Source organism: Streptomyces radicis (assembly GCF_003626575.1).
Taxonomy (GTDB): Bacteria; Actinomycetota; Actinomycetes; order Streptomycetales; family Streptomycetaceae; genus Streptomyces; species Streptomyces radicis.
Map to the genome: position 1 here is coordinate 111,678 of NZ_RBDY01000007.1, position 21,655 is coordinate 133,332.

A 21,655-nucleotide genomic window follows, 5' to 3' on the forward strand; every position below is an offset into this window, starting at 1 on the left:
GCCCCAAAAGTGCCAACCCGACAATTGGTGCACCCAATCCGAGCATATTCTTTGCGTCGCTGTCGCGAATTCACATGCGAGTGGCACGGGCGCGGGGCGCCGCGGGGAGGGAACGGGCCGCCGGGCGGCCCCGCCACTCTAGCGCCCCGGCGGGGCCCCGCCGCCCCCGAAGGCCCGAAGGCTCGGCGGGGCGGCGGGCCCGCGGAACGTCAGCCTCCGGCGACCGCCGGGATGATCGAGACCCCCGCCCCGTCGGGCGTGGCCGTGCCGAGGCCCTCGGCGAAACGGACGTCGTCGTCGTTCACGTACACGTTCACGAAACGGCGCAGCTTGCCCTCGTCGTCGAGCACCCGCGCGGCGATCCCCTTGTGGTGCGCCTCCAGGTCGGCGAGCACCTCGCCGAGCGTCGCGCCCTCGGCGGAGACCTCCGCCTGACCGTCGGTGTAGGTGCGCAGGATGGTCGGTATGCGGACAGTTACGCTCATGATGCGAGGCCAGCCTCTCGGAACGAGTCGAGGTTCGGTCGGATGATGGCGGTGGGGCCGGTGGTCGGGGCCACCGCGTCCAGGGTCTTGAGGCCGTCACCCGTGTTGAGGACGACCGTCGTGAGCGACGGGTCGAGCGCGCCCGCCTCGATCAGCTTGCGCGTCACGCCCACGGTCACCCCGCCCGCGGTCTCCGCGAAGATGCCCTCGGTGCGGGCGAGCAGCTTGATCGCGTCGACGATCTCGGGGTCGCTCACGTCCTCGACCGCGCCCCCGGTGCGCCGGGCGATGTCCAGCACATAGGGCCCGTCCGCGGGGTTGCCGATCGCGAGCGACTTGGCGATGGTGTCGGGACGAACGGGCCTGACCACCTCATGACCGGCCTTGAACGCCTGGGACACCGGCGAGCAGCCCGCGGCCTGGGCGCCGAAGATCTTGTAGGGCTTCTCCTCGACGAGGCCCGTGGCGATCAGCTCGCGCAGTCCCTTGTCGATCTTGGTGAGCTGGGACCCCGAGGCGATCGGCACCACGAGCTGGTCGGGCAGCCGCCAGCCGAGCTGCTCGCAGATCTCGTACGCCAGCGTCTTGGAGCCCTCGGCGTAGTACGGGCGGAGGTTGACGTTGACGAAGCCCCAGCCCTCGCCCGCGGGGTCGCCGATGAGCTCGCTGCAAAAGCGGTTGACGTCGTCGTAGGTGCCCTCGATGCCGACCACGTCGCCGCCGTAGACGGCCGCCATGACGACCTTGCCCTGCTCGAGGTCGTGCGGGATGAAGACGCAGGAGCGCAGCCCCGCCCGCGCGGCGGCGGCGCCGACGGCGCCCGCGAGGTTGCCGGTGGACGAACAGGAGAGCGTGGTGAAGCCGAAGGCGCGGGCGGCCTCGACGGCGTTGGCGACCACGCGGTCCTTGAACGAGTGCGTGGGGTTCCCCGAGTCGTCCTTGACATACAGGCCGCCCGTCACGCCGAGCTCGGCGGCGAGCCGGTCGGCCTTGACGAGCTGGGTCCAGCCGGGGGCGAGGTTGGGCTTGTCGGCGACGTCGGCGGGCACGGGGAGCAGCGGCGCGTAACGCCAGATGCTCGCGGGACCCGCCTCGATGCGGCGGCGCAGGCCCTCGGGGTCGCCGAGCGGGAGGTCGTAGGCCGCTTCGAGCGGCCCGAAACAGCTCGTACACGCGAAGGCGGGGGCGAGGGGGAAGCGCTCCCCGCACTCGCGGCACGAGAGCGCCGACGCGGGCCCCAGGTCGACGACCGCGGATGTGTCGGGGGTGGGCGTACCGGGGGTGGAAGCGGCTTCTGACAGGACAGGCATGGGTGCGAGGCCCCTCTCCTCATCTTCCCCGCGACGTCTCTCGCCGCAGGCCGGAATTGGCACCTTCCCCACCGGTGGTCGCGCGATGGACGGTCTGACGCGACCGTCTCGGATGGCGAGATCCGGCGGAAGGGTTGCCGGGGCTTCAACGGGCCGTTCCCTCTGCCCCTCTGGATGAGCTGTATGAAGTTGTCCACTGCCGGGCCCGGGCATCGGCCCCCCGATATGCGGAGGACACCTGGGCTGTTCAAGACTGTAACGGACGGCCCGCACAATGGCCCGGGCCGTCCGATCCGCGAGACAGCGCGGGAGACCACGGGAATCGACGCAGAAACCTGCCAGCGTTGGGTTCGGACTCCGCCAGGAAGGGGCAGATACGGCCATACAGGTTAAATGTGGCCGAACGCGAACAGGAGCGACATTCGTGCTGGAAGAGGCTAAGGAGTGGCTGAGCCGCCGGTCCTGGGAAGCCGCTGACCGCCCGCTGCCGCAGCTGTTGGACGCGAAGCGGGCAGCTGGAGCGGCCGGCAGTATCAGCGTGGTCCTCCCCGCGCTGAACGAAGAGGCGACCGTGGGCGCCATCGTGGAAACGCTCCGGCGTGACCTGATGGAGGACGTGCCACTGATCGACGAACTGATGGTGGTGGACTCCGGGTCCACCGACCGCACATCGGAGGTGGCCGCGGCGGCGGGCGCGAAGGTCGTCCACCGCGACGAGATCCTGCCGAGAGTGCCGACCGTGCAGGGCAAGGGCGAGGTGCTGTGGCGTTCGCTGCTGGCCACCAGCGGCGAGATCGTCTGCTTCGTGGACGCGGACCTGCGTGACTTCGAGTCACGGTTCGTCTACGGGATCCTCGGCCCGCTGCTCACCGAGCCCGACGTGCAGCTGGTCAAGGCGATGTACGACCGCCCGCTCGGCGACAACCCCGGAGGTGCCCGCCAGGGCGGCCGGGTCACCGAGCTGGTCGCGCGCCCCCTGCTGAACCTCCACTGGCCCCAGCTGGCCGGGGTGGTCCAGCCGCTCGGCGGGGAGTACGCGGGCCGCCGCTCGCTCCTCGAGCGGCTGCCGTTCCCCGTCGGGTACGGCGTGGAGCTCGGCATGCTGATCGACACGCTGCACCTCGCGGGCCTCGACGCCGTCGGCCAGGTCGACGTGGGGGTGCGCAAGCACCGCCACCAGGACGGCCAGGCGCTCGGCAGGATGGCCGCGGCGATCCTGCGGACCGCCCAGAGCAGGCTGCCGGGGTCCGTCATGCCCATCCGTCTCGGGCTGACCCAGTTCGAGCGGACGGACGACGGCGGGTTCGCGCCGCAGACGCACCCGATCGACGCGGACGAACGCCCGCCGATGGCCACCGTTCCCGAGTACGCCGTGCGCAGGGCGGCCTGAATGGGCGAGCTGGCCCGATTCGGTGAAACGTGTGTCCGCTGTGACGAGGCACACGTTTCGTGCCGCGTGGGATTGGCTAGCCTCCGCGCGTGACGGGACAGGTGCTGGTCGCGTCGAACCGCGGCCCCGTGAGTTACACGCTCGGCGACGACGGCTCGCTCACCGCCAAGCGCGGCGGCGGCGGCCTGGTCTCGGGGCTGAGCGCGCTCGGCCCCGGCGCCGGGACATGGGTGTGCGCCGCGCTCGGCGACGGCGACCGGGAGGCCGCCCGCCGCGCAGGGCCCCGCCTCGACCTCGCCGACACGGGCGGTCAGGCGGTCCGGATGCTCGACATCCCGCCCCTCACCTTCGACGCCGCGTACAACGGCATCGCCAACTCCGTGCTGTGGTTCGTCCATCACCTGCTGTACCAGACGCCGTTCGAGCCGGTCTTCGACGCCGACTTCGAGGCGCGCTGGGCGGACTACCGCGCGTACAACGCCGCCTTCGCCGAGGCGCTCGCCGACGAGGCGGCGCCGGGGGCGGCCGTCCTGGTGCAGGACTACCATCTCTCGCTCGTCCCCTGGCTGCTGCGGGAGCGGCGGCCGGACGTGCGGGTGGGCCACTTCTCGCACACGCCATGGGCGCCGCCCGAGCTGTTCCGTGTGCTGCCCGACGTGGTGGCGTGCGAGGTGCTGCTCGGCATCCTGGGCGCCGACCGCGCGGCGTTCCTGACCCGGCGCTGGGCGGACGCGTTCGCCGCCTGCTGCGCCGACCTGCTCGGCGCCGAGGTCACCGACGAGGGCGTGACGTTCGAAGGGCGCACCACGCGCCTCGGGGTCCACGGGCTCGGCGCCGACGGCGACTTCCTGCGGGAGCGGGCGTTCCGTCCCGACGTGGACGAGCGCCTCGCCGCGCTGCGCGAGCAGGTCGGGGACCGCAGGACGATCGTGCGCGTGGACCGCACGGAGCTGTCGAAGAACATCGTGCGCGGCCTGCTGGCCTATCGGCGCCTGCTGACCGACAGGCCGTGGTGGCGGGGGCGCGTGACGCACGTGGCGTTCGCCTACCCCTCGCGCCAGGACCTGGCCGTCTACCGCGACTACACCGCCGAGGTCTCGCGGGTCGCCGACGAGATCAACGCCGCGTTCGGCGCGGAGGGTTGGACGCCCGTGGTGCTGCATGTGAAGGACGACTTCGCGCGTTCGCTGGCCGCCTACCGGATGGCTGACGTGGCCCTGGTGAACCCCATCCGCGACGGCATGAACCTCGTCGCCAAGGAGGTCCCCGTCGTCTCCGAGCGCGGCTGCGCGCTCGTCCTGTCGCGCGAGGCGGGCGCGGCGGCGGAGCTGGGCGACGACGCCCTCATGGTGAACCCGTACGACATCGCGGGGACCGCCGAGGCGCTGCACATGGCGCTCTCGCTCTCGGACCAGGAGCGGGAGGAGCGCGGCAAGCGGCTGGCCGCCGCCGCCACGGCCCTCCCGCCCCGGGCGTGGTTCCTGGACCAGCTCGAGGCCCTGCGGGCGTAGGCCCGCCCTGGCTTCTCAGCCGAAACGTTCGGCCAGGGCCGTCAGGAGATCGGCGATCCCCTCGGGGCCCTCCACCGTGACATCCGTCGCCGCGGCCAGCTCCGCGACCTCGGCGCTGCCGCTGCACACGCGCAGGCCCGCGACGCCGCGCTCGCGCAGCGCGGCCACCGCGGCGAACGCCGCCAGGTCGCCCAGGTCGTCGCCCCCGTAGAGCACCGCGCGGGCGTCCGTCTCGCGGGCGAGGGCCTTCAGGGCGGCGCCCTTGTCGCTGCCCGGCGGGCGCAGCTCGATGACGAGGCGGCCAGGCTCCACCGCGAGGCCGTGGCGGGCGGCGAGCGCGGCGAGCGGCTCGCGCAACGCGGCGAACGCGCCCGCGGGGTCGGGGGCGCGGCGGGTGTGGACGGCGAGCGCGTTGCCCTTGTCCTCGACGAACGCGCCCGACTCGGCGACCAGGCCGGGGAGTTCGGCGCGCGCGGCGATGACGCCCTCGTGCGGGGGCGGGGTGCTCAGCTCGCCGGTGGCCGCGTCCCAGCGCTCCGCGCCGTAGGCGCCGAGCACGACGAGGCCCGCGAGCTCGGGGTGCCCTTCGAAGCCGCCGAGGCGCACGGCGACCTCGGCGGGGCGGCCCGTGACGATCGCGACCACCGCGACCCGCCCGGCCACGCGCGCGAGCGCGGGCACGGCGGCGGGGTGGGGTCGCGCCTGTTCGGGGTCGGGGACGATGGGAGCGAGCGTGCCGTCGAAGTCGAGGGCGATCAGCGCGCGTTCCGGCTGGTCGAGGAGAGCGGAGAGTCCGGCGCGGCCGGCGTCCGTGGTGGGTACGGGAAGGCTGCCCATGTACATGACCTTACCGGCGGCGGCGCCTCGCCTCCCTGAGCCTCCGCAGGCGGTTCACCGTCACGGGGTCGTGCGCCAGCGCGCGCGGGTCGTCGAGCAGGGCGTTGAGCAGCTGGTAGTACCGCGTGGGCGAGATGCCGAGGCGGTCCCTGATCGCGCGCTCCTTGGCGCCGGGGCCCGGCCATGGGGCGCGTTCGACCGCGAGGACGGCCCGCTCCCGCTCGGACAGGCCCCCCTCGTGACGCTGGTCGCGCTCCCCGCGCTCACTGCCGCCGGTCACGGCGGAAGTCTAGGCTGCGGGGCATGTCGACGAGAGAGCCGCGTTCCCCGTTTCCCGAAGGTCCCCGTACCGCCGTCGAGTTGGCGACCCAGCCGGAGTGCTGGCGCCGCGCGCTCGGGGAGCGGTCCGCGTATGCCGATGTCCTGCCGCGCCCAGGGGAGCGGGTCGCGGTGACCGGGTGCGGGACGTCGTGGTTCATGGCGCAGGCGTACGCGGCGCTGCGCGAGGCGGCCGGTGAGGGCGAGACGGACGCGTTCGCCGCGTCGGAGTTCCCGGTGGGGCGCGCGTACGACCGGGTGGTGGCGATCACGCGCTCCGGCACGACGACGGAGGTGCTCGACCTGCTCGGCGCGCTGCGCGCGGCCGGGTCGGGCGCGAGGGTGGTGGCGTTGACCGCGGACCAGGACTCGCCCGTGGTCGGAGCGGCGGGGCACGTCGCGGTGCTCGCGTGGGCGGACGAGGAGTCGGTGGTGCAGACGCGCTTCGCCACGACGGCGCTCGCGCTGCTGCGCGCGGGCCTGCCGGGCGGCGAACGCGCCGTGGCGGCCGCGGCGGTCGACGCGGAGGCGGCGCTCGGCGCGGAGCCGGTGCCCGAGCTGCTCGCGGCGGATCAGTGGACGTTCCTCGGCACGGGCTGGGGGTACGGCCTCGCGCTCGAGGCCGCGTTGAAGATGCGGGAGGCGGCCGGGGCGTGGACGGAGGCGTATCCGGCGATGGAGTACCGGCACGGGCCCGTGTCGATCGCGGCGCCCGGGCGCGCGGTGTGGGTGTTCGGGGCGGCGCCCGACGGGCTGGCCGACGATGTCGCGGCCACGGGCGCGACGTTGGCAGAGGAGCCCGCCGCCGACCCGATGGCGCGGCTCGTGGCGGCCCAGCGCCTCGCGGTCGCGGTGGCCATGGCGCGGGGTCTCGACCCGGACCGGCCGCGCCATCTGACGCGTTCGGTCGTCCTGCCGGGCTGATCCGCCGTTCCCGGAACGCGATCTCCGTGTAGTGGACTAGACCTCTTCCCCCGTCAGGGGCGAGACTTGCGCCTGTGAGTGACAACTATGTGATCGCCCTCGATGTGGGCGGCACCGTGTTCAAGGCCGCCCTCACCGCACCGGACAACGAGCCGCTGTACGAGGCCCGTCGGCCCACCGGCGGGACGAGCTCGGTGGCGGAGGCGATCCTCGACTTCGCCACCGAGCTGTACGCGACGGGCGTGGAGCGCTTCGGCCGCCCGCCGTCCGCCGCGGGCGTGGTGGTGCCGGGGATCGTGGACGAGAGGGCGGGCGTCGCCGTGTACTCCGCGAACCTCGGCTGGCGCGACCTGCCGCTGCGCCGCCTGCTCACCGAGCGACTCGACGGGATCCCGGTGGCGCTCGGCCACGATGTGCGCGCCGGAGGGCTCGCGGAGGGGCGCCTCGGCGCGGGCGCGGGGTATGAGCGTTTCCTGTTCATCGCGCTCGGCACCGGCATCGCCGGGGCCATCGGCATCGAAGGGCGCGTCGAGCCGGGGGCGCACGGGGGCGCGGGGGAGATCGGCCATGTCATCGTGCGCCCCCGGGGCGCGCGCTGCGGCTGCGGCCAGCACGGCTGCCTCGAAACGGTGGCATCCGCCGCCGCGATAGGGCGCGCCTGGGCCACCGCGTCCGAAACGCCGGGCGCCACCGCCGCCGACGCGGCCCGCGCCGTCGTGGCGGGCGACGCGCGCGCCGCGTCGCTGTGGCGGGACGCCGTGGACGGGCTCGCCGACGGCCTGCTGACGGGCGTTCGGCTGCTCGACCCCGGCCTGGTCGTCGTGGGCGGCGGGCTCGCCGAGGCGGGCGAGACGCTGCTCGCGCCGCTGCGCACCGCGCTGGCCGCCAGGACGACGTTCCAGCGGGCCCCCGAGATCCTCCCCGCGGCGCTCGGCGACGCCGCGGGCTGCCTGGGCGCGGGCCTCCTCGCCTGGGACCTCGCCCGGCACCTCGCCCCGGCCGAGCGCGAACCCCGCGCCCCGCTCGCAGGACTCCCCGAACTCCCCACATCAGCGGAGGTTTCCCCGTGACCAAGCGCACCGTGCTCTCCGGCGCGAAGGTGGTGCGGCCCACCGGGGTCGTGGACGGCGGCCGGGTGACCGTCGAGGACGGCCGCATCGCCGCGGGGCGGCGCGACGAGCCGGAAGGCGCGGGGGACGAGGTCGAGGTGGTCGACCTGGCGGGCCACTGGGTGCTGCCCGGCTTCGTCGACATCCATGTGCACGGCGGCGGGGGCGCGTCGTTCTCCGCGGGCACCGCCGACGAGGCGCTGCGGGTGATCGAGACGCACCGCGCGCACGGCACCACGACGATGCTCGCCTCGACCGTGACCGGCGACCTGGGCGACCTCGCCTGGCAGGCGGCCGCGCTGTCCGAGCTGGTCGAGCAGGGCGACCTCGCGGGGCTCCACTTCGAGGGCCCGTTCATCTCGGCCCTGCGCTGCGGCGCGCACGAGCCCGCGCTGCTGCGCGACCCCGACCCCGCGGCGGTGCGCAAGCTGATCGACGCGGCGCGCGGCACGGCGCGCATGCTCACGCTCGCGCCCGAACTCCCCGGCGGCATCGACTCGGTGCGGCTGCTGAGCGAGCACGGCGTGCTCGCCGCCGTCGGCCACACCGACGCCCCGTACGAGACCGTGCGCGAGGCGGTGGACGCGGGCGCGACGGTGGCGACGCACCTGTTCAACGCGATGCCGCAACTGGGCCACCGCTCCCCGGGGCCGATCGCGGCGCTGCTCGAGGACGAGCGGGTCACCGTCGAGCTGATCAACGACGGAACGCACCTGCACCCGGCCGTGCTCGAGCTGGCCTTCCGCTGCGCGGGTCCCGACCGGGTCGCGTTCATCACCGACGCGATGGGCGCGGCCGGGATGGGCGACGGGCTCTACCCGCTCGGCCCGATGAAGGTCGAGGTGCGCGACGGCGTGGCCAGGCTGACCGAGGGCGGCGCGATCGCGGGCTCGACGCTGACCCTCGACCTGGCGTTCCGGCGGGCGGTGACGGTCGACGGGATCGCCGTCACCGACGCGGTGCGGGCGCTGTGCGCGACACCGGCGCGGCTGCTCGGCCTTTCCGACCGGGTGGGCTCGATCGAGGAGGGCAAGGACGCCGATCTCGTGGTGCTCGACGGCGACTTCGCGCTGACCGGGGTGCTGCGCAAGGGCGAGTGGCTGGTGCGCCCGTGACCCTTGTGCCCTGTGCGGGACTGCTCGACGAGGCGCGCGCGGAGAGGCGCGCGCTGGTGGCGTTCAACGTCATCACGCTCGAACACGCCCAGGCCGTCGCCGCGGGCGCCGGCACGGTGGGGGCGCCCGCCGTGCTCGCCGTGTCGCAGAACGCCGTGGCGCACCACGGCGGGCGCCTCGCCCCGCTCGCCGCCGCGCTGGTGGCGCTCGCGCGCGACGCGCCGGTGCCGCTCGCGCTGCACCTCGACCATGTGACCGACGAGGCCCTGCTGCGGCAGGCGCCCGCCGCGGGGTTCGGCTCGGTGATGTTCGACGGCTCGCGCCTGCCCTACGGCGAGAACGTCGCGGCCACGGTGCGCGCGGCCCGCTTCGGGCGGGCCAACGGGCTGCTGGTGGAGGCGGAGCTCGGCCGGATCGGCGGCAAGCCGGGCGACGCGCACCTGCCGGGGGTGCGCACGGACCCCGACGAGGCGGTGGGGTTCGTGACCGCGACCGGCGTGGACGCGCTCGCGGTCGCGGTGGGCAGCAGCCACGCGATGACGGCGCGCACCGCGGCCCTCGACCACGCGCTGATACGGCGGCTGCGGACGGCCGTCACGGTGCCGCTCGTGCTGCACGGCTCGTCGGGGGTGCCCGATGGGGAGCTGCGGCGCGGGGTGGCGGCCGGGCTCACCAAGGTGAACGTGGGCACCGCGCTCAACGCCGCGCTCACCGACGCGGTGCGCGAGGGCCTCGCCGCCGACCCGTCGGGGGTGGACCCGCGCCCGTGGCTCGCGGCGGGCCGGGCGGCGATGACGACCGTGGTGGAACGTTTCCTGCGGGCGCTGTGCCCCCCGCGGGGCGGCGTCAGCCCTGGTGCTCGGTGATGGCCAGGCCGTCGATCAGCACGTCGCACTGGGCGGTGCAGGTGAGCTGGACGGTGTTCTCGCCCTCGGCCAGGTCGACCAGGTTGTAGGTGTCGAACCAGCTGTTCTCCCACTCGCTGATGTCGCCGTTCCAGTCCCTCAGGTTGACGGGGTCCTCACGAGGGGTCCCATTGATCGAGAAGGACATGGTCTGATCGTCGGCGACCGCCGCGTAGTAGGTGGTGAGCCGGTACTGACCGGGCTCGCCCTGGAAGTCGAACGTCCAGGTGATCGTGGAGTTCTGCTGGTTCTGGACCCTGACATAGGCGCCGTCATCGGAGCGCGCGCCCTCCACATCGGCCTGGAAGCCGATGCCGCCCGCCAGCTCGAGCTCGGTCACGGCGGCGGCGGGCAGCCCCTCGGGCTCCGCCTCCTCGTCGCTCGGCTCGTCCGACGGCTCGTCGCCGCCCTCGTCGTCCCCCGAGCCGCCCGTGGGCTCCGACGTCGACCCGTCGCCCGCGGCGTCCCCGTCCTCGCCGCCGCTGAACAGGATCGCCGCGCCCACGCCGAGCACCACCGCGAGCACCACGGCGATCGCGCCGATCAGCAGCCCGTTGCGCCGGGGCTCGGGATCGACCCTGCGGCGGTCGGGCCGACCGCCGTCCGGCGGCCCGCCCACCTGCGTCTCGGGGGCGGCGTAGTACGCGTCGGGGCGGTGCTGCTGCGGCTGCTGGTACGCCGAGGGAGAGGCCTGCGTCGCGTAGGAGCCGCCCGCCTGCTGCCGGTGGCCCTGCTGGCCGCCGAACGTCCGCTCCCCCACCGGGCGGACCTGGTGGTACGAAGGCTGCCGCGGCTGCTGGGGCTGCGGCTCGCCGCCCTCCGGGCGATACAGGTACGCGAAGGGGTCGTCGCCGCCCTCGTCGGGCGTACCCCTGCCGCCGGTGTGCCCCGCGCTCATCGGCTTCCGCTCCTTACGTGACGCACTGTCCCCCGTATGTCTCCGCGCGAGCCTACCCCTTTCGGGGGAAGCACCCCGAACTCTCGGCCCCGCCGGGATCAGCCCGCGCGGCGCCTGCCCTGCGAGCGCGAGCGCTTCTCGACGTACATGCGCTGGTCGGCCGACTCCAGGACCTCCTCGGTGGTCATCCCGCAGGCCGCCCAGCCGATCCCGAAGCTCGCCCCGACCCGCACCGCGCGGCCCTCCACGCGGATGGGCGGGATGATGCCGTTGCGCAGCCGCACCGCCAGGTCGGACGCCTCAGCGGGGCCCAACCCCTCGGCCAGCACGACGAACTCGTCGCCGCCGAGCCGGGCGACGGTGTCGTTGTCGCGCACGCCCTGCTCGAGGCGCCTGGCGACCTCGATCAGCACCGCGTCGCCACAGACGTGCCCGAACCGGTCGTTGATTGACTTGAATCCATCGAGATCACAGAAGAGAACGGCCAAACCCTTGCCGTCCCCGCCAGGTTCGTCCGGCGCGACCACGTGCTCGTGGTGGTCGTAGAGGCGGCGGCGCGGCGTGCCGAAGCCCTCGAACGCGTCGGCCGCGCCCGCCGCGGGGAGCCCGTGCACGCCCGCGTGCCCGAACGGGTCGGGCGCCCGGTCGCAGATCCGGCCGCCCAGGCGGGCCTTGAGCTCCGCGCTGTTGGGCAGCCCGGTCAGCGAGTCGTGGCTCGCCCGGTGCGCGAGCGCCAGCTCGTGGCGCTTGCGCTCCTCGATGTCCTCGACGTGCGTCAGCTGCACCTGCGGCCCGTCGGCCGCGTCCGCCACCACGGAGTTGCGCAGGGAGACCCACACGTACGAGCCGTCCCTGCGCGCCAGCCGCAGCTCGGCCCGCCCGCCCTCGGCCGACGTGCGCAGCAGCACGCCCGTGTCCTCGGGGTGCACGAGATCGGCGAAGCTGTAGCGCCGCAGCACCGCGCCAGGGCGGCCGAGCAGCCGGCACAGCGCGTCGTTGACCTTGATCAGCCGACCGTTGGCCTCGCCGCCCACCTCGGCGATGGCCATGCCGCTGGGCGCGTACTCGAACGCCTGTCTGAAGCTCTCCTCGCTCGCGCGCAGCGCCTGCTGGTCGCGCTCGAGGCGGACGAGCGCCCGCTGCATGTTGCCGCGCAGCCTGGCGTTGCTGACCGCTATGGCCGCCTGCGACGCGTACAGCTGGAGCGCCTCGCGCCCCCAGGGCCCGGGGCGGCGGCCGTCGCGCGGCCTGTCCACCTCGAGAACGGCGAGCAGCTCGCCGTCGAGCGCGTACATCGGCGCGAACAGGCGGTCCATCGGGTGCCACTCGTCGGGGTAGCGCGGCGCGGGTCCCGTGATGTGCCACTGCGGCACGTCGTCGTGGTCGAGGACCCAGCCCTCGGTGTAGGGGATGAAGCGGAGCTCGCCCCAGTGTTCGCCCATGTCGAGGCGCCGCTCCCAGGACTCACGGGAGCCGGTGCGCCCGGCGATGGCGGCCTCGGCGTCGTCGTTGCCCGCGACGGCGGCCACCATGAGGTCGCCGTCGGGCTTGACCAGGTTGACGGCGGCGAGCTGGAAGCCGAGGGCGGCGTCGACCGCACCGTCGGCGATGGTCTGCAAGGTGTCCGCCATGCTGCGGGCGGTGTTGAGCTTTGCGACGACCTGGTGCAACTCTCGCAGTGAGGCGAGGCGCACATAAGGCTCCGTCTCCGTTTCCATCACTCCCCCGGCGCGAAATGCACGTGCAGATACACAGGCCACTGAATCACAGGGAGCTGCCCGCTAGGTACACAGGGTCAGCAATTAGTTGCCTACTGTGATTCATGTCACAGTGCGAAAGTGCTCGGTCGCGGGATGTAGGACGACGTAGGTCTCGCACTGGTTCCTTGGTCCGATGCACGCCCGGGGCGTGGGGAGTTACGGTGTGCGCCGTGTCCCTACCTGCCCGAGAGCACCGGACCGTGCCCCATTCTGGGGGAGTGAGCGACGAGGAGTTCCGCGGCGCCCTCTCCCGGCTCGCCGCCGGGGTCGTGCTGGTGACCGCGCACGACGACGAGGACGGGCCGCACGGCGCCCCCGCGGGCATGACGGCGACCGCGTTCATGTCGGTCTCCCTCGACCCGCCGCTCGTGCTGGTCGGCGTGCGCACGGGCTCGCGCATGGACGAGGTGCTCGAACGCCGACCGCTGTGGGCGGCGTCCCTGCTCGGGGACTCCCACCGCGCGACGGCGGGCCGGTTCGCGATGAAGGGGCGGCTCAGCGACCGGCTGGTCTTCCGGGACGTGCCGCACCGGCTCGGCGAGGTCACGGGGGCGCCCCTGCTGACCGACGCGCTGGCCACCGTCGAGTGCGCGACCGAGCAGCGCGTGGCCGCGGGCGACCACACCCTGGTGATCGGCCGCGTGCTGGCCGCCGAGCTGCCCGCGACGGGCGCGGGGCCCCTGCTCTACTACCGGTCGTCCTACCGCTCGTTGGGCTGAGGGCGCACGCCCCCGGCGCGCGACCCCGATCACTCCCAGCCGCCCCCGCGCGACCGGCCGCGCTTCACCTCGGCGCGGTGGCGCTTGTCGGCGAGGCGGCGCTCGGTCACCCGGCGCGGCGTGCCACGGGGCCTGCGGGCCCGGGGCGGCGGCGCGGACGCCTCGGCGAGGAGCGAGGCGAGGCGGCGCGCGGCCGTCTCGCGGTTGCGCCACTGCGAGCGGTGCTCGCTCGCGCGGACCGCGAGGACGCCGTTGTGCAGCCGCCCGGCGAGCCGGTCGAGGGCGCGCTCCTTCCACACGTCGGGGAGCGCGCGCGTGGCGCCGAGGTCGAAGAGGACCTCGACCTGGCTGTCGCTCGTGTTGACGTGCTGCCCACCCGGCCCCGACGACCTGGAGAAACGCCAGCGGAGCTCGGACTCGGGGAGGGAGACGGAGCCGCGGATGACATAGGGACCGGACATGCGTTCCATGGTCCCCCGCTCGGCCGCGCCTCGCACGCCGGTTTTTCCCGAAACCCGCGTGGAACCCTCCTCCCCCCTGACATCGTTGGGGACAGTGAGAGTAACGTCATCGCAAAGGCGACCCTGAGCGACATGGAATAAGGGGATCTACATGGGTGTGAGCCTGTCCAAGGGCGGCAACGTCTCGCTGAGCAAGGAGGCCCCCGGCCTGACAGCCGTCACCGTCGGTCTCGGCTGGGACGTCCGCACCACGACCGGTGCCGACTTCGACCTGGACGCGAGCGCCCTCGGCGTGAACGCGGCGGGCAAGATCGTGTCGGACCAGCACTTCATCTTCTACAACAACTTGAAGTCGCCCGACGGCACGATCGAGCACACCGGCGACAACCTGACGGGTGAGGGCGAGGGCGACGACGAGCAGATCAAGGTCAACCTCGCGGGGCTGCCCGCCGAGGTCGACAAGATCGTGTTCCCGGTGTCGATCCACGACGCCGACAACCGCGGCCAGAACTTCGGCCAGGTGCGCAACGCGTTCATCCGCGTGGAGAACCAGTCGGGCGGCGTCGAGCTGGCGCGTTACGACCTGACCGAGGACGCCTCCACCGAGACCGCCATGGTCTTCGGCGAGCTGTACCGCAGCGGCGCCGAGTGGAAGTTCCGCGCGGTCGGCCAGGGCTACGCCTCCGGACTCGCGGGCATCGCCCAGGACTTCGGCGTCAACGTCTGAGCCGCCGCCACAGGCGACCAAGGCCCCCCGGCCCGCCGGGGGGCCTTCCGCGTCCCCGGGGTCAGTCGGCCACCCGCACGCCGAGCTCCGCCGCCAGGTGCGGGGCCAGGTCGAGCAGCTGACCCGGCGTGATCACCGCCCCCCTGAGCCGGTCCGCGCCGCGCAGCAGGCTCAGGCCGACCGCGCCGCGCAGATCCGTGTCCTTGCACGTCGCCGCCGTCAGATCGACGTCGCGCAGGTCGCAGCCGTCGAACGAGACGCGCTCGAGGCGTGCGCCCGCGAAGTCCGGCTCGACCAGGACGCAGTCACGGAAGGTGACATCGGTGAGCGTGGCCTGGCGGAGGTTCAGGTAGTCGATCTTGCCGCCCTCGATCAGCACGCGGGTGAGCGTGGCGCCGCTGAGCTGTATACCACCGAGCCTGGCGTCCCTGATCTCCACGTCACGCAGCGAGGCCTCGGAAAGGGCCGTGCCGACGCCGCGCACATCCGTCAGCAGCGTGTCGACGAACCGGGCGCGCTTCATCCCGGCCGCGTCGAGCACGCACCGCCGCAGCGCGCAGTCGAGGAAGCTCGCCCCCGGCGCCGCCGCGTCCGTCAGGTCGAGCCCGTCGAACTCCACCTCGTCGTAGTCCCCCGAGGGCTCGAGGCGCTCGCCGTCGAACGGGCGCAGCTCGGCGAGGGTCACATCGGGGCGCCGTGGGGGCTTGACCAGGTCTCGTTCCGCCATGGCCCCATCCTGCCGCCCGCCACTGACAACGCCCCCTCCTCTTGACTTCAAGGGCACTTGAGGTAGCAAGCTGGCCCCTCGCGGGACCACCGAGAGGGAGAGCGCCCATGCACGCCGTCCGTCTGCACGCCTTCGGGCCGCCGGAGAACCTCCGTTACGAGGAGGTGCCCGACCCCGAGCCAGGGCCGGGCCAGGTGCGGATCGCCGTGGCGGCGGCCGGGGTCCATGTCGTGGACACGGCGCTGCGGGCGGGGCCGCTCGGCGGGAGCTTCCCGGTGCCCGATCTGCCCACCGTCCCGGGCCGCGAGGTCGCGGGCACCGTGGACGCGGTGGGCGAGGGCACCGACGCGTCGTGGCTCGGCCGCCGTGTGGTGGCGCACCTCGGCATGGTCCCCGGCGGCTACGCGGAGCTCGCCGTCACCGGCGCGGACCGGCTGCACGCGCTCCCCGACGAGGTGGCGGAGAGCCACGCCGTCGCCATGGTCGGCACGGGGCGCATGACGATGGGCATCCTGCGCTTCGCCGACCCGGGCCCAGGCGACACCGTGCTCGTGCTGGCCGCCGCAGGGGGCATCGGGGCGCTCCTGGTGCAGCACGCGAAGCGGCGCGGCGCGGCCGTGATCGGGGCGGCGGGCGGCCGGGCCAAGACCGCGGCGGTCGCCGACCTGGGGGCCGACCTGGCCGTCGACCACACGCGCGAGGGCTGGGCCGACCGGGTGCGGGCGGCCTATGGCGACCGGCCCGTGAGCCTGCTCTACGAGGGCGTGGGCGGCGCGAACGCCAGGGCGGCGCTGCGGCTGCTCGGGCCCGGGGGCGTCCATGTCACCTATGGCTCGTTCTCGGCCGAGCCGGGCGCCGACGCGACGGCCGCCCTGCCCGAACGGGAGGCGGCGGAGCGGGAGATCGTCTCGCGCCCGGTGCTCGGGCAGCCGCTGTTCGACAAGATCGGCGGCCCGGAGAACCTGCCGGTGCTCGAGCGCGAGTCCCTGGCCGCGCTGGCCTCGGGCGCCCTCACGCCCCTGACACACCACTTCGCGCTGTCCGACGCGGCCGGGGCCCATCGGGCGATCGAGACCCGGGCCACCATCGGCAAGGTCGTGCTGGTTCCCTGACCGTACGGGGGCGGTCAGGGAACCAGCGGCCACCGACGTCGAACGATCAACGCCGAATGTTCAAGGCCGAACGATCAGACCCGGACGGCCTCGATCAGCACCAGTCGCTCGGGCCACTGGATGGGGGCGCGCACCCCGACCGTCGCCAGGGCGCGCCCCGGCAGCGTCACGCCCTCGTTCCACCAGGGCAGCCTCCCAGGGCGCGACCCCACGAGCCGGTCGCCGGGGGCCAGCGGCGCGACCCGGTAGGTGGCGTCGGGGTCCAGCCCCGGCAGCGTCACGCGCCCGGGCGGCGATACCGCGCTCGTCGCCATCTGCACCCACGCGTAGACGGCGCGCGAACGGTCCTCTGCCACCACGCCGTGCGTCCACAGCGCCGGGTCGGGGTGGTCGCCGCGCACCACGGCGCCGCCGTGCAGCAGCGGGCGCAGCCGCTTGTACAGCGCGATCCACTCGATGAGCGCCGCCCGGTCCTCCGGGGTCGAACGGGTCAGGTCCCACTCGATGCCGAAGTGCCCGAAGAGCGCGGTCCCCGCCCTGAAGCCCAGGGCGTGCGTGCGCCCCGTGGTGTGCGCCGTGGGCGCCCCGACGTGCGCGCCCATCAGCTCGGGCGGGAGCAGCAGGCCGGTGAAGCGCTGGATCTGCTGGCGTTCGACCGCGTCGATGCAGTCGCTCGTCCACACGCGGTCGGTGCGCTCGAGGATGCCCAGGTCGACGCGGCCTCCGCCGGACGAGCAGGACTCGATCTCCAGGTCGGGGTGGCGCGCGCGCAGCTCGTCGAGCAGCCGGTAGACGGCCTCGGTCTGGGCGTGCACGCCGGCGCGCCCCGTGGGGCTGTGGCCCGCGTCGACCAGGTCGCGGTTGTGGTCCCACTTGAGATAGGTCAGCGCGTACTCGGTGACCAGCGCGTCGAGGCGCTCCAGGATGTAGGCGTACGCGCCGGCGTGGCCGAGGTCGAGGACCTGCTGGTTGCGCGACTCGGGCGGCAGCCGGTCGCCCGTGGCCAGGATCCACTCGGGGTGCGCGCGGGCCAGGTCGGAGTCGGGGTTGACCATCTCGGGCTCGACCCACAGGCCGAACTCGATGCCGAGCGACCGCACATGGCGGGCCAGCGGGTGCAGCCCCTCGGGCCACACGCCCTCGTCCACGTACCAGTCGCCCAGGCCCGCGTGGTCGTCGCGCCGCCCCCTGAACCACCCGTCGTCCAGCACGAACCGCTCCGCGCCCACCTCGGCCGCGAGGTCGGCGAGCTCGGTGAGCTTGCCGAGGTCGTGGTCGAAGTAGACGGCCTCCCAGACGTTGAGCGTCACAGGCCGTGGCGTGCGCGGATGGCGCTCGCGCCCGCGCAGATAGCCGTGGAAGCGGGCGGCCAGCTCATCGAGGCCGCGCCCCCAACTGCCGTAGACCCAGGGGGTCGTATACGACTCGCCCGCGCCGAGCGCCAGCTCGCCCGCGAGCAGCAGCTCGCCGCCGCCCAGGATCGCGGCCCCGGTGTGGGTGCGTTCGGCCAGCGAGCGTTGGTTCCCGCTCCAGGCCACGTGCACGCCCCAGACCTCGCCCGACCTGAAGCCGAAGCCGCGCTCGCCCGCGACGTGCACGGTCGCCGCGTCGGTGCCGGTGCGGCCCTTGCGGTTCTCGCGCAGATGCGTCCCGATGGTGAACGCGTGCCGCTGCGGGGTGCGTTCGCGCAGGTGCCGCCCTGTCATGTCGAGTATCTCGGTGGCGCGCTCGGGCACGGGCAGGGTGAGGAGCACCCCGGAGAGGGTGAACGGGGCGCGGTCGGCCGCCGCCGTGCTGCTCACGGTGGCGCGCTGGCGCACGAGGCCGCTCGCGGTCAGCTCGATCTCCAGGCGGAGTTCGAGCGCGGCCGTGCCGTCCTTCGCGGTCACCGTGAGTGCCCGCCCTGTGGCCTCGGCCGACGTGACGGCGAAGGCCGTGGAGAAGTCGGCGCCCGCACGGTGCCCCGTCAGGCCCGGGGTGCCGAGCCAGCCCGCCGCATGCTCGGGCAGCACGGCGACCGGGACGACGACATCCACGTTGTTGGAGGCGGTCTGCGGCACCTCGGCGCGGGCGAGCGCGGCGAGAACGCCCTGGTCGAGCCCGTCTCCCAGGTCCTCCCCCCAGTGCAGGACCCGGGGCAGCCCGGTACCGGTGCAGTCCAGCACGAGGCTGGTGCCCGCGGAACGGAGGTGGACGAGGGTCCCGTCGCGCATCTGTCATCCCCTGATCGATCCTGTTGAGACATGCGCGATATTTCTATGGTCGGACATCGAGGCCCGTCAAGGGAGATCCCGGGCACGAGGGGAGCACGACAGGAGCACGACGGAGGCCGACGAGGGCCGCGGGGAGGCGTGAACGGGCCCGGCGCGGGCCCGCGCCGGGGACGCGGAGAGTGTGGAGCCGCCTGTCGGATTCGAACCGACGACCTGCTGTTTACAAGACAGCTGCTCTGGCCGACTGAGCTAAGGCGGCGACGGCTGATCCAGGGTACACGGGCGCGAACAGCCGGTCGGCGGACGCGTACGACGTCCCACCGATCATGCGATCACTATTTTTGCGCACCGGCTACTGACTTTCCCACCCGTTTCGAGTTAGGTTCACTCAGCGTCCATTTACATGGCCGTCACACCTTCCTACTCGGATCGTCCGGCACGTTCCTGCCGGTAGAAGGAGACAGAGAGACATGGCTACGGTCACCTATGACAAGGCCACCCGGATCTACCCCGGGTCCGAGGTCCCCGCCGTCGACCAGCTCGACATCGAGATCGCGGACGGCGAGTTCCTCGTGCTGGTCGGCCCCTCCGGCTGCGGCAAGTCCACCTCCCTGCGCATGCTCGCGGGTCTCGAGGACGTCAACGGAGGCTCCATCCACATCGGTGACCGTGACGTCACCCACCTTCCGCCGAAGGACCGGGACATCGCGATGGTGTTCCAGAACTACGCGCTGTACCCGCACATGACCGTGGCCCAGAACATGGGCTTCGCGCTCAAGATCGCCGGCGTCAACAAGACGGACATCCGCGCGAAGGTCGAGGAGGCCGCCAAGATCCTCGACCTCACCGAGTACCTGGACCGCAAGCCCAAGGCGCTCTCCGGTGGTCAGCGGCAGCGTGTCGCGATGGGCCGCGCGATCGTGCGTGAGCCGCAGGTGTTCCTCATGGACGAGCCGCTGTCGAACCTCGACGCCAAGCTCCGCGTCCAGACCCGTACGCAGATCGCGGGGCTCCAGCGTCGCCTCGGCGTCACCACGGTCTATGTCACCCACGACCAGGTCGAGGCCATGACCATGGGCGACCGGGTCGCGGTCCTCAAGGACGGCCTGCTCCAGCAGGTGGACACCCCGCGCAACATGTACGACAAGCCCGCGAACCTCTTTGTCGCCGGATTCATCGGCTCCCCCGCCATGAACCTCGTCGAGGTCCCGATCGCCGACGGCGGCGTCAAGTTCGGCAACAGCGTGGTCCCCATCGAGCGCGCGGCGCTCAGCGAGGCCCAGTCGAAGGGCGACACCAACGTCGTCGTCGGCTGCCGCCCCGAGCACTTCGTCGTGGTCAACGGCGAGAGCGACGGCGCCGCTTCGGGGCTGACCAAGGCGGACGAGAAGAAGGAGGCGGGCCTCGCCGTCACCGTCAACGTCGTCGAGGAGACCGGCGCCGACGCGTACGTGTACGGCACCGCCGAGTTCGGCGGCGAGATCAAGGACCTGGTCATCCGCGTCGACAGCCGCGACGTCCCCGAGAAGGGCGCCAAGCTGAACGTCGTGCCGCGCCCCGGCGAGACCCACGTGTTCGCCGCGGGCTCCGGTGAGCGCCTGAGCGACTGACCCCAGGCGGCTCTCCGAGCCGCCCACGGCACCAGGGCCGTGTCCCCGCAGCGTGGCGGGGGCACGGCCCTTCGCCTGTCGGCGGGCCGATCGAAAACCCCGGGACAGCGTCACCCACGAGGGTGGCGGGATGTATCCACGTCACTACTCCTCGCTACCATTCTCCAAGCCCGTCACCGTCTCGCGAGGAAGACCTCAAGTGAATCAGGCACTCCGACACATCGGCAGAAGTCTCGCCATCGCCCTCCCGGCCGTCCTGGTGCTCTCCGGGACCCTCGCCGTCACCCATGTCCCCTGGGCGGGCACGCCCAGCGGGACGCAGATGCTGACCGCGTCGGCCGAGCAGCAACGGCAGGCGCCGGAGGACGTGCTGCGCGACCAGTTGGTCACCACGCTGCGCGCGCAGGACCCGGGCGTCGCGCTGACCGAGCTCCAGCGGGCCGTCGACCGCGACCCGGCCCTCGCGCCGCACTGCCAGGACATCGCGCGGGCGCTCGGCGAGGCGGCCGTGGAGAAGTACGGAAGCCCCCAGCGCGCCCAGCAGCACGCGCGCCCCGTGTGCGACACCGCGTACGCCTCGGGCGTCGCGGCCGCCAACTGAAGGGCGGCACCCGGCCGTTCTCCGCGCTCACCGCACCGCATAGGCTGCCCGCATGACGCAAGCCCCGCTCGACGCCCCGCAGCCGACGCAGGCCGTGGTCCTGGCCGGGGGCCAGGGCTCGCGGCTGCGCCCGTACACCGACGACCGGCCGAAGCCGATGGTGGAGATCCCCGGCACCGGGGTGCCGATCATCGGCCACCAGCTCGCCTGGCTCGCCGCCGAGGGCGTCACGGACGCCGTCGTCTCCTGCGGGCACCTCGCCGAAGTCCTCCAGGAGTGGCTGGACTCGGCCGATCTGCCGCTGCGCGTCACCACCGTCGTGGAGAGCGAGCCACTGGGCCGCGGCGGCGGCCTCAAGCACGCCGCCGCCGCGCTGCCGCGCCCCCACGAGCCGTGGTTCGCCACCAACGGCGACATCTGGACCCGCTTCTCGCTGCGCGAGATGTCCGAGTTCCACGAGGAGCGCGACGCGTTGGCCACCCTCGCGCTCGCCCGCCCGCGGATCCCCTGGGGCGTGGTCGAGACCGACGAGTTCGGCCATGTCCTCGACTTCATCGAGGCCCCGCCCTCGCCCTATCTGATCAACGCCGGCATCTATGTCTTCGCCGCCGAGTTCACCAAGCTGCTGCCTGACCGCGGCGACCACGAGCGCACCACGTTCCCCCGCCTCGCGAGGGAACGCAGGCTGGCGGGCTTCCCGTTGCCGCAGGGCGCGTACTGGCGGGCCATCGACACCGCCAAGGACCTGACCCAGGCCGCGCGCGACCTGGCTGCTCCGCAGGCTCCCCCGTCTCGTCCGTGACCTCGCGCGCGACGACCGCCGAGCCATCGAACACCGTGCCCGACGGGTGGAAGAAGCCGTCCTCGACCCGCTCGGAGCGGGCGCCCAGGTAGGCGCCCGTGTCCTCGTCGGAACGGATCGT

At 73.4% G+C, this 21,655-nt stretch carries 21 protein-coding genes, 1 tRNA gene and 1 riboswitch; of the genes, 12 read left to right on the top strand and 10 right to left on the bottom strand.

Annotation, left to right across the window (positions count from 1 at the left end):
* Positions 1-209 precede the first annotated feature (209 nt).
* Both D7318_RS12575 and thrC read right to left on the bottom strand, forming a co-directional pair.
* Positions 210-485, bottom strand: coding sequence for a MoaD/ThiS family protein (locus D7318_RS12575; RefSeq protein ID WP_120697021.1), 276 nt, complete (start codon positions 483-485; stop codon positions 210-212).
* Positions 482-1,795, bottom strand: coding sequence for a threonine synthase (gene thrC / locus D7318_RS12580; protein ID WP_120697022.1), 1,314 nt, complete (start codon positions 1,793-1,795; stop codon positions 482-484). The genes D7318_RS12575 and thrC overlap by 4 nt, the downstream gene beginning before the upstream one ends.
* 16 nt (positions 1,796-1,811) lie before the next feature.
* A riboswitch (SAM riboswitch) is annotated at positions 1,812-1,976 on the bottom strand.
* Between the two features lie 243 nt (positions 1,977-2,219).
* Here thrC and D7318_RS12585 point away from each other — a divergent pair.
* Positions 2,220-3,185 (top strand): glucosyl-3-phosphoglycerate synthase, encoded by a 966-nt coding sequence (locus D7318_RS12585; RefSeq protein WP_120697023.1) that lies wholly within the window; start codon positions 2,220-2,222, stop codon positions 3,183-3,185.
* Positions 3,186-3,274: 89 nt separating this feature from the next.
* A complete protein-coding gene (locus D7318_RS12590; RefSeq protein ID WP_120697024.1) occupies positions 3,275-4,696 on the top strand; it encodes an alpha,alpha-trehalose-phosphate synthase (UDP-forming) in 1,422 nt (473 codons plus the stop codon).
* A gap of 15 nt (positions 4,697-4,711) precedes the next feature.
* Here the strand turns inward: D7318_RS12590 and otsB are convergent, their stop codons facing one another.
* Both otsB and D7318_RS12600 read right to left on the bottom strand, forming a co-directional pair.
* Positions 4,712-5,533 (bottom strand): trehalose-phosphatase, encoded by an 822-nt coding sequence (gene otsB, locus D7318_RS12595; protein ID WP_120697143.1) that lies wholly within the window; start codon positions 5,531-5,533, stop codon positions 4,712-4,714.
* Positions 5,534-5,543: 10 nt separating this feature from the next.
* A complete protein-coding gene (locus D7318_RS12600; RefSeq protein WP_120697025.1) occupies positions 5,544-5,813 on the bottom strand; it encodes a DUF3263 domain-containing protein in 270 nt (89 codons plus the stop codon).
* A gap of 23 nt (positions 5,814-5,836) precedes the next feature.
* Here D7318_RS12600 and D7318_RS12605 point away from each other — a divergent pair, with 23 nt between their 5' ends.
* From D7318_RS12605 to D7318_RS12620, 4 genes are all read left to right on the top strand, one after another.
* Positions 5,837-6,775 carry an SIS domain-containing protein gene (locus D7318_RS12605; RefSeq protein ID WP_120697026.1) on the top strand — a complete coding sequence of 313 codons (939 nt, stop codon included), beginning with the start codon at positions 5,837-5,839 and terminating at the stop codon, positions 6,773-6,775.
* A 74-nt stretch (positions 6,776-6,849) separates the two neighbouring features.
* On the top strand, positions 6,850-7,845 hold the full coding sequence (locus D7318_RS12610) for an ROK family protein (protein ID WP_230423678.1): 996 nt from the start codon (positions 6,850-6,852) through the stop codon (positions 7,843-7,845).
* The gene (nagA, locus tag D7318_RS12615; protein WP_120697027.1) at positions 7,842-8,999 is read left to right on the top strand and encodes an N-acetylglucosamine-6-phosphate deacetylase; all 1,158 of its coding nucleotides are present in this window, start codon (positions 7,842-7,844) and stop codon (positions 8,997-8,999) included. Before D7318_RS12610 ends, nagA begins: the two co-directional genes overlap by 4 nt.
* Complete coding sequence (locus D7318_RS12620; RefSeq protein ID WP_120697028.1) at positions 8,996-9,865, top strand: class II fructose-bisphosphate aldolase; 870 nt, start codon at positions 8,996-8,998, stop codon at positions 9,863-9,865. Before nagA ends, D7318_RS12620 begins: the two co-directional genes overlap by 4 nt.
* Here the strand turns inward: D7318_RS12620 and D7318_RS12625 are convergent.
* Complete coding sequence (locus D7318_RS12625; protein ID WP_120697029.1) at positions 9,846-10,802, bottom strand: carbohydrate-binding protein; 957 nt, start codon at positions 10,800-10,802, stop codon at positions 9,846-9,848. The two genes, D7318_RS12620 and D7318_RS12625, sit on opposite strands and share 20 nt — an antisense overlap.
* A 98-nt stretch (positions 10,803-10,900) precedes the next feature.
* Positions 10,901-12,520: a diguanylate cyclase CdgB gene (gene cdgB, locus D7318_RS12630; protein ID WP_120697030.1), complete on the bottom strand. Its 1,620-nt coding sequence runs from the start codon at positions 12,518-12,520 to the stop codon at positions 10,901-10,903.
* Between the two features lie 260 nt (positions 12,521-12,780).
* Between cdgB and D7318_RS12635 the strand changes: the two genes are divergently transcribed.
* Positions 12,781-13,281, top strand: coding sequence for a flavin reductase family protein (locus D7318_RS12635; RefSeq protein ID WP_408055480.1), 501 nt, complete (start codon positions 12,781-12,783; stop codon positions 13,279-13,281).
* 29 nt (positions 13,282-13,310) lie between these two features.
* Here the strand turns inward: D7318_RS12635 and arfB are convergent, their stop codons facing one another.
* Positions 13,311-13,751: an alternative ribosome rescue aminoacyl-tRNA hydrolase ArfB gene (gene arfB / locus D7318_RS12640; protein WP_120697145.1), complete on the bottom strand. Its 441-nt coding sequence runs from the start codon at positions 13,749-13,751 to the stop codon at positions 13,311-13,313.
* A 142-nt stretch (positions 13,752-13,893) separates the two neighbouring features.
* On the opposite strand from arfB, the gene D7318_RS12645 reads away from it, so the two are divergent.
* On the top strand, positions 13,894-14,469 hold the full coding sequence (locus tag D7318_RS12645) for a TerD family protein (RefSeq protein ID WP_113687296.1): 576 nt from the start codon (positions 13,894-13,896) through the stop codon (positions 14,467-14,469).
* A gap of 61 nt (positions 14,470-14,530) precedes the next feature.
* Here the strand turns inward: D7318_RS12645 and D7318_RS12650 are convergent, their stop codons facing one another.
* On the bottom strand, positions 14,531-15,196 hold the full coding sequence (locus D7318_RS12650; protein WP_120697032.1) for a pentapeptide repeat-containing protein: 666 nt from the start codon (positions 15,194-15,196) through the stop codon (positions 14,531-14,533).
* A gap of 107 nt (positions 15,197-15,303) precedes the next feature.
* Between D7318_RS12650 and D7318_RS12655 the strand changes: the two genes are divergently transcribed.
* Positions 15,304-16,308, top strand: a complete 1,005-nt coding sequence (locus D7318_RS12655) for a zinc-binding dehydrogenase (protein ID WP_120697033.1) — start codon at positions 15,304-15,306, stop codon at positions 16,306-16,308.
* A gap of 74 nt (positions 16,309-16,382) precedes the next feature.
* Here the strand turns inward: D7318_RS12655 and D7318_RS12660 are convergent, their stop codons facing one another.
* Positions 16,383-18,521: an alpha-galactosidase gene (locus D7318_RS12660; RefSeq protein ID WP_120697034.1), complete on the bottom strand. Its 2,139-nt coding sequence runs from the start codon at positions 18,519-18,521 to the stop codon at positions 16,383-16,385.
* A 182-nt stretch (positions 18,522-18,703) separates the two neighbouring features.
* Positions 18,704-18,780: transfer RNA gene (locus tag D7318_RS12665), tRNA-Thr, on the bottom strand.
* 211 nt (positions 18,781-18,991) lie between these two features.
* On the opposite strand from D7318_RS12665, the gene D7318_RS12670 reads away from it, so the two are divergent.
* The 3 genes from D7318_RS12670 (at position 18,992) to D7318_RS12680 (ending at position 21,534) form a co-directional block, all read left to right on the top strand.
* The gene (locus D7318_RS12670) at positions 18,992-20,131 is read left to right on the top strand and encodes an ABC transporter ATP-binding protein (RefSeq protein ID WP_120697035.1); all 1,140 of its coding nucleotides are present in this window, start codon (positions 18,992-18,994) and stop codon (positions 20,129-20,131) included.
* Positions 20,132-20,330: 199 nt separating this feature from the next.
* Positions 20,331-20,732, top strand: a complete 402-nt coding sequence (locus D7318_RS12675; protein ID WP_120697036.1) for a hypothetical protein — start codon at positions 20,331-20,333, stop codon at positions 20,730-20,732.
* 52 nt (positions 20,733-20,784) lie between these two features.
* Positions 20,785-21,534, top strand: coding sequence for a nucleotidyltransferase family protein (locus D7318_RS12680; RefSeq protein WP_120697037.1), 750 nt, complete (start codon positions 20,785-20,787; stop codon positions 21,532-21,534).
* The last annotated feature ends 121 nt before the right edge of the window (positions 21,535-21,655 follow it).

Coding starts and splice junctions, on each gene's coding strand:
- D7318_RS12575 (WP_120697021.1), bottom strand. CDS start 485: ATGAGCGTAACTGTCCGCATACCGACCATCCTGCGCACCTACACCGAC.
- thrC (WP_120697022.1), bottom strand. CDS start 1,795: ATGCCTGTCCTGTCAGAAGCCGCTTCCACCCCCGGTACGCCCACCCCC.
- otsB (WP_120697143.1), bottom strand. CDS start 5,533: ATGGGCAGCCTTCCCGTACCCACCACGGACGCCGGCCGCGCCGGACTC.
- D7318_RS12605 (WP_120697026.1), top strand. CDS start 5,837: ATGTCGACGAGAGAGCCGCGTTCCCCGTTTCCCGAAGGTCCCCGTACC.
- D7318_RS12625 (WP_120697029.1), bottom strand. CDS start 10,802: ATGAGCGCGGGGCACACCGGCGGCAGGGGTACGCCCGACGAGGGCGGC.
- cdgB (WP_120697030.1), bottom strand. CDS start 12,520: ATGGAAACGGAGACGGAGCCTTATGTGCGCCTCGCCTCACTGCGAGAG.
- arfB (WP_120697145.1), bottom strand. CDS start 13,751: ATGGAACGCATGTCCGGTCCCTATGTCATCCGCGGCTCCGTCTCCCTC.
- D7318_RS12645 (WP_113687296.1), top strand. CDS start 13,894: ATGGGTGTGAGCCTGTCCAAGGGCGGCAACGTCTCGCTGAGCAAGGAG.
- D7318_RS12650 (WP_120697032.1), bottom strand. CDS start 15,196: ATGGCGGAACGAGACCTGGTCAAGCCCCCACGGCGCCCCGATGTGACC.
- D7318_RS12655 (WP_120697033.1), top strand. CDS start 15,304: ATGCACGCCGTCCGTCTGCACGCCTTCGGGCCGCCGGAGAACCTCCGT.
- D7318_RS12660 (WP_120697034.1), bottom strand. CDS start 18,521: ATGCGCGACGGGACCCTCGTCCACCTCCGTTCCGCGGGCACCAGCCTC.
- D7318_RS12670 (WP_120697035.1), top strand. CDS start 18,992: ATGGCTACGGTCACCTATGACAAGGCCACCCGGATCTACCCCGGGTCC.
- D7318_RS12680 (WP_120697037.1), top strand. CDS start 20,785: ATGACGCAAGCCCCGCTCGACGCCCCGCAGCCGACGCAGGCCGTGGTC.